Genomic DNA, 6,691 nt, shown 5'->3' on the forward strand with positions numbered 1-6,691 from the left:
ACAAACGCGATAGATCGCGACTAGTGCGAGTGAGCCTCACCTCACACCGATCGAGCGGCCGGCGGGCTCTACGCTGGACACCGTTCGTCGACGCAGCCGAATGACGCAGCCGAGTGAGGAAGCCCCCCAAAATGCCCGAGTTCTCCTATACGGATCTCCTCCCGCTCGGCGAGGACACGACGCCGTACCGGCTGATCACCTCCGAGGGTGTGAGCACCTTCGAGGCGGACGGGCGCACCTTCCTCAAGGTCGAGCCGGAGGCGCTGCGCACGCTCGCCGCCGAGGCGATGCACGACATCTCGCACTACCTGCGGCCGGCCCACCTCACCCAGCTGCGGCGGATCCTCGATGACCCCGAGGCGTCGCCGAACGACCGCTTCGTCGCGCTGGACCTGCTGAAGAACGCGAACATCGCGGCGGCCGGCGTGCTCCCGATGTGCCAGGACACCGGCACCGCGATCGTGATGGGCAAGCGCGGCCAGAACGTGCTGACCTCCGGCGGTGACGAGGCGGCGCTGTCGCACGGCATCTACGACGCGTACACCAAGCTCAACCTGCGGTACTCGCAGATGGCCCCGCTGACCATGTGGGACGAGAAGAACACCGGCTCGAACCTGCCGGCCCAGATCGAGCTGTACGCGACCGACGGCGGCGCGTACAAGTTCCTGTTCATGGCGAAGGGCGGCGGCAGCGCCAACAAGTCGTTCCTCTACCAGGAGACGAAGGCGGTCCTCAACGAGGCCTCCATGATGAAGTTCCTGGAGGAGAAGATCCGCTCGCTCGGTACGGCGGCCTGCCCGCCGTACCACCTGGCGATCGTGGTCGGCGGCACCAGCGCCGAGTTCGCGCTGAAGACCGCCAAGTACGCCTCCGCGCACTACCTGGACGAGCTGCCGGGCGAGGGCTCGCCGGACGGGCACGGCTTCCGGGACAAGGGCCTGGAGGAGAAGGTCTTCGAGCTGACGCAGAAGATCGGCATCGGCGCGCAGTTCGGCGGCAAGTACTTCTGCCACGACGTGCGCGTGGTGCGGCTGCCCCGGCACGGCGCGTCGCTGCCCGTCGCCATCGCGGTGTCCTGCTCGGCCGACCGGCAGGCCGTCGCGAAGATCACCGCCGAGGGCGTCTTCCTGGAGCAGCTGGAGACCGACCCGGCGCGCTTCCTCCCGGAGACCACGGACGAGCACCTGGACGACGACGTCGTGCGCGTCGATCTGAACCGGCCGATGGCGGACATCCGCGCCGAGCTGTCCAAGTACCCGGTCAAGACCCGGCTGTCGCTGTCCGGCACGCTCGTCGTGGCCCGTGACATCGCGCACGCCAAGATCAAGGAGCGGCTGGACGCGGGCGAGTCCATGCCGCAGTACCTGCACGACCACCCCGTCTACTACGCGGGCCCGGCCAAGACCCCCGAGGGCTTCGCGTCCGGCTCGTTCGGCCCGACCACGGCGGGCCGGATGGACGCGTACGTCGAGCAGTTCCAGGCGGCCGGCGGTTCGTTCGTCATGCTCGCCAAGGGCAACCGCTCGAAGCAGGTGACCGACGCGTGCAAGGCGCACGGCGGCTTCTACCTCGGCTCGATCGGCGGCGCGGGCGCGCGGCTCGCCCAGGACTGCATCAAGAAGGTCGACGTCCTGGAGTACGCGGAGCTGGGCATGGAAGCGGTCTGGAAGATCGAGGTGGAGGACTTCCCCGCGTTCATCGTCGTCGACGACAAGGGCAACGACTTCTTCACCGACCCGTCGGGCCCGGTGCTCTCGATCGGCCGCCGGGGCTGATCCTCCGACCCTGAGAACAACAGCAGCACGAACGGGCCCCCCCGCTCCATCGGCGGGGCCCGTTCGTGTTCCGTCGCGAGCCGTTACGCGAAGCGCTGGCTCGCGGAGCCGTCGCAAGCCGCCAGTCTCAGCGGCGAACTCGCGGCGCTCTGGGTCACGCACAGGCCGGTGGCCGCCGCCGGACGGATGGTGCCCGCCGTCATGGTGAACCGCTGGTTGGTGCCGCCGTGGCAGTCCCACAGGATGAGGCCGGTCCCGGCGCTGTAGTTCGAGGCCGGCACGTCCATGCACCGGTCCTGGCTGAGCGCGATGTGCAGCGACTGGTACTGGGTGTCGTACGCGAAGGACTGGTTGCGGCCCCCGTGGCAGCTCCAGCCGAGCAGAGCGGTGTTGTTGCGCGACGAGCCGCCGTTGGCGTCCATGCACTGGCCGGTGGCCGCGTTGGTGACCGGCTTGAACGCGTCGTCCCAGGCGCCCTGGTGGAGCACCGGAGTGCCGGTGCTGGCCGGGTCGGCGCAACCGGCTTCCTGGTAGCCGGAGTTGTAGAGCTGGGTCAGGCACGACGCGAAGGCGCCGTGGCCGCGGGCGTTCGGGTGGAAGGACTGGCGTACGGAGTTGGCGTCGGGCGGGAACGGGTTGGTGATGTTCACGACCAGGCCGCGCGCCCAGGTGTTGTCCGTGCACGCCTCATGCCCGTGGAAGAGCCGGGAGTTGTCGAGGTACACCGCCCCGGTGGCCTCGGCGGCCTGGCGCATGCCGAGCTCGAAGGCGGGCACCGCGGAGTTGCGGCCCCAGGCGAGGTCCGTGTCATAGCCGGTGCAGCCGCCCGGGATCTTGCCGGGGAAGCCGGGGTTGTCGTAGATGTCGGGGCTCATCGGGCTGGGGTAGCCCATCACCACGAGCTTGTAGTCGGCGTCCGCGTAGCCGGCGTCGCGCATGACCGTCCGCAGGTCCTGCACGGTCCCCTCGACCTTGGGCACCAGTCCGTCGACGCGGGCCTGCCAGCCGGGCGCGTACTTGGAGTCGCAGCTGCCCTGGAGCAGGAACCAGCGCTCCACGCAGTCGGTGATGACCGGTCCGAACTGCAGGTCGTCATTGGCCCCCGCGACCAGCACCACCATCTTGATCTTCGTGTTGCGGGCCTTGATGGCGAGGCTGTCGCTCTGCACCAGCTCGTCCGCGTACTGCTTGCTGCCGCCGATCCTGATGTTGCCGGTGTACGCGCCCGAGCAGGCGACGTTGTACGTCTCGTCGGCCGGGATGCCGGTGCGGTGGATCGCGGAGTCCGGGGAGCGGTGGCACCAGTTCGTGGGGCCGTCCGTGCCCGCCTCGTAGGTGCCGACGCCCTCGCCGGAGATCTCGCTGTCCCCCAGCGAGATCAGCCCGGTCTTGCGGTCGGCCATCGGCCGGATCGCCGGACTCCCGTACAGCGCCGTCGCCTCGGCGGCGCGGATCTGCTCGAGGTCGGCGGAGAGCGGCTTGACGGTGCTGTTCTGCGGGGCCGCGGAGGCCGTGGTGGTCAGACCGGCACCGCCCGCGAGGACGGTCGCGAGGACGGCCAGTACCGTCCCGGCGGCACGACAACGTCTCTTTCTCGACATGCGCATACGTCGCTCCTTCCACAGGAATGAAATGGGCTACGGCACTGTCCTACTGATGGGTGTTACTTGGAAGTAGTACGACAATGGGAATGTTGTCGAGGAGTTGCCGAGGAGAGGAATCCAGCCATGCCCGAGGAGCAGTCCCAGGACCGGCCTTTCCGGATCGAGCACGATTCGATGGGCGAGGTACGGGTGCCCGCGGACGCGAAATGGCGGGCCCAGACCCAGCGGGCGGTGGAGAACTTCCCGATCTCCGGCCAGCGGATCGAGCGCGCGCACATCGAGGCGCTGGCCCGGATCAAGGCGGCCGCCGCCAAGGTGAACGCCGGACTCGGCGTCCTGGACAAGGACATCGCCGAGGCGATCCAGGAGGCGGCGGCCGAGGTGGTGGACGGCCGCTGGGACGACCAGTTCCCCATCGACGTCTTCCAGACCGGCTCCGGCACGTCCTCCAACATGAACGCCAACGAGGTCATCGCGACGCTGGCCACCGAGCGGCTGGGCCGTGACGTGCATCCGAACGACCACGTCAACGCGTCCCAGTCGTCCAACGACGTGTTCCCGTCGTCCATCCACATCGCGGCCACCGCCGCCGTCACCCGCGACCTCGTGCCCGCGCTGGAGCACCTCGCGGAGTCCCTGGAGCGCAAGGCGGCCGAGTTCGCGGACGTCGTGAAGTCCGGCCGTACGCATCTGATGGACGCCACGCCCGTCACGCTGGGCCAGGAGTTCGGCGGCTACGCGGCCCAGGTCCGGTACGGCGTCGAGCGGCTGCGGGGCGCGCTGCCCCGGCTGGCGGAGCTGCCGCTCGGCGGCACCGCGGTCGGCACCGGCATCAACACCCCGCCCGGTTTCTCGGCCGCGGTGATCGCCGAGGTGGCGCGGACCACCGGGCTGCCGCTGACCGAGGCGCGCGACCACTTCGAGGCGCAGGGCGCCCGGGACGGCATCGTCGAGACGTCGGGGCAGCTCAAGACGGTCGCGGTCGGCCTGACCAAGATCTCCAACGATCTGCGCTGGATGGCGTCGGGACCGCGGACCGGACTGGCCGAGATCAACCTGCCCGATCTCCAGCCGGGCTCGTCGATCATGCCGGGCAAGGTCAATCCGGTGATCCCGGAGGCCGTGCTGATGGTCGCGGCCCAGGTCGCCGGCAACGACCTGACGATCACGATGGCCGGCGCCGCCGGGAACTTCGAGCTCAATGTGATGCTCCCGGTCATCGCCAGGAATGTGCTGGAATCCGTCCGGCTGCTCGCCAACGTCTCCCGGCTGCTCGCCGACCGCACCGTCGACGGCATCACCGCCAATGTCGAGCGGGCCCGTGAGTACGCGGAGTCCTCGCCCTCGGTGGTCACTCCGCTGAACAAATACATCGGTTACGAGGAGGCGGCCAAGGTCGCCAAGAAAGCCGTCGCGGAGCGCAAGCGCATCCGGGACGTGGTGATCGAGCTGGGCTATGTCGAACAGGGAAAACTGACCGAGGAGCAGCTGGACGCGGCGTTGGATGTGCTGCGCATGACCCATCCTTAAGGGCTGATCCGTAAGATCTGTTCATGACAGCCGACACTCTTCTTGACGGAAACGGGCCGGGTACCAGCGGCTACTGGTCGCCGGGTGAGCAAGTGTTGTGGCGTTATCGGGGCAACGGCACCGACGAGCTGCACATCTGCCGCCCGGTGACCGTCGTGCGCGATGACGCCGAGCTGCTCGCGGTCTGGATGGCGCCCGGTACCTCCTGTGTGAAGCCGGTGCTCACCGATGGCTCCCCGATCAACCGGGAGCCGCTCGCCACCCGCTATCTCAAGCCGCGCACTACGCGCGTCGAGCAGTGGTGGGGGGCGGGTGTGCTGAAAATCGCACACCCTGGCGAGCCCTGGTCGGTCTGGCTCTTCTGGGACAAAAGGTGGCATTTCAAGAACTGGTACGTGAACCTGGAGGAGCCGCGCCGGCGCTGGTCCGGCGGTCTGGACTCCGAGGACCACTTCCTCGACATCGCGGTCCGCCCGGACCGCAGCTGGCACTGGCTGGACGAGGACGAGTTCGCCCAGGCGCAGCTCGCGGGCCTTATGCCCGCCGAACGCGCCGAGCGGGTACGGTCGGCCGGACTGGAGGCGGCCGGGGTCATCAGGTCCTGGGGCCGGCCCTTCCGGGACGGCTGGGAGGACTGGCGCCCGGATCCCGGCTGGCCGGTACCGTCACTCCCGGACGACTGGAACCGTCCGGCAAAGTGACCTCGTGAGCCCCTTGATGCGCCCCGGGTCGTCAAACGTAGGATCGTGCTCCGCAACACCGCGCAATTCCCAACCAGCACCCAGAGCCTGACGCCAAGTCATCAAGCCACGCGCACCAAGGAGGACCGAGGCAGTGGGAACCGGCGGCTACGAGGACATAAAGCGGGACCGCGGCGGCCAGGCCGAAGCGTTCGACGCGATCGGCGACCGGTACGACGAGGCGTTCCCCCACAAGGACGGCCAGCTCACCGCGGGCCGGTGGCTCGCGGAGACGCTGCCCGCCGGATCGCGGGTGCTCGACCTGGGCTGCGGCACCGGCCTGCCCAGCACCCGGCAGCTCGCCGGGGCCGGACACCGGGTCGTCGGCGTCGATCTGTCCGCCGGCATGCTCGCGCTGGCCGCGCAGTACGTGCCGGAGGCCGAGTTCCACCAGGGCGACATCGCGGACCTGCGCCCCGGCGGCCCCCTCGACCTCGGACGTTTCGACGGCGTCGCGGCCTTCTTCTCGCTGCTGATGCTGCCGCGCGCGGAGATTCCCTACGCATTGCGCGCCATCCATGATCTGCTGGAGCCCGCGGGTCTCTTCATCCTCTCGATGGTCGAAGCGGATGTGGACGACTTCGCCATCCCGTTCCTTGGTAACACCATCCGGGTATCCGGTTATCTACGGGATGATTTGCACCAGGTAGTGGCGGACGCGGGCTTCGAGGTGATCGAGGAGGAGTCGTACGCCTATGCACCGGCGAGCACCGACGTGCCGCCGGAGGAGCAGCTCTTCCTCTACTGCCGACGACGCGCCTGACACGGCCCAATCCCCGCCGCGGCCAGCGCGTGGCGCACAACCGGATGGAACGACTCGCGTGACCACGGATCGCACGCCCCCGCCCCCGGCGCGGCAACCGGGACCGGATGCCGCCCTGCCGGCACCGCTGCCGGACCCGCGCGGCGGCTTCCGCCTGCCCCCGGGCTCCGACCGGGAGGACCAGCCCTCGCCGCCCCAGGCGCTGCCCGACGACCGTTCCGCACGGGACCGGCAGGCGGCGCAGGCCGCGGGCACGCCCCGGCGCGAAGCCGCCGCCGA

Annotated in this window: 5 protein-coding genes and 1 pseudogene; 5 read left to right on the plus strand and 1 reads right to left on the minus strand. The window is 69.4% G+C overall.

All coding sequences use genetic code 11. From position 1 onward, the window contains the following. The first annotated feature begins 131 nt into the window (after positions 1-131). Positions 132-1,775, plus strand: a complete 1,644-nt coding sequence (locus G3I60_RS14750) for a fumarate hydratase (protein ID WP_164607192.1) — start codon at positions 132-134, stop codon at positions 1,773-1,775. An 83-nt stretch (positions 1,776-1,858) separates the two neighbouring features. Here the strand turns inward: G3I60_RS14750 and G3I60_RS14755 are convergent, their stop codons facing one another. After that, positions 1,859-3,382 (minus strand): ricin-type beta-trefoil lectin domain protein, encoded by a 1,524-nt coding sequence (locus tag G3I60_RS14755; RefSeq protein WP_239069825.1) that lies wholly within the window; start codon positions 3,380-3,382, stop codon positions 1,859-1,861. 120 nt (positions 3,383-3,502) lie between these two features. Here G3I60_RS14755 and G3I60_RS14760 point away from each other — a divergent pair, with 120 nt between their 5' ends. The 4 genes and pseudogenes from G3I60_RS14760 to G3I60_RS14775 all read left to right on the plus strand — a co-directional run. After that, positions 3,503-4,909: an aspartate ammonia-lyase gene (locus G3I60_RS14760; RefSeq protein WP_138358595.1), complete on the plus strand. Its 1,407-nt coding sequence runs from the start codon at positions 3,503-3,505 to the stop codon at positions 4,907-4,909. 23 nt (positions 4,910-4,932) lie between these two features. Continuing rightward, positions 4,933-5,610, plus strand: coding sequence for a DUF402 domain-containing protein (locus G3I60_RS14765; protein ID WP_164295357.1), 678 nt, complete (start codon positions 4,933-4,935; stop codon positions 5,608-5,610). Between the two features lie 133 nt (positions 5,611-5,743). Beyond that, entirely contained in the window at positions 5,744-6,412 is a 669-nt protein-coding gene (locus G3I60_RS14770) for a class I SAM-dependent methyltransferase (protein ID WP_138358591.1), read from the plus strand. Between the two features lie 58 nt (positions 6,413-6,470). Continuing rightward, positions 6,471-6,691: pseudogene (locus G3I60_RS14775) on the plus strand (hypothetical protein); the annotation flags it as partial.

The sequence above is a fragment of the Streptomyces sp. SID13666 genome (genome assembly GCF_010548325.1).
In the GTDB taxonomy this organism is placed as follows: domain Bacteria; phylum Actinomycetota; class Actinomycetes; order Streptomycetales; family Streptomycetaceae; genus Actinacidiphila; species Actinacidiphila fildesensis.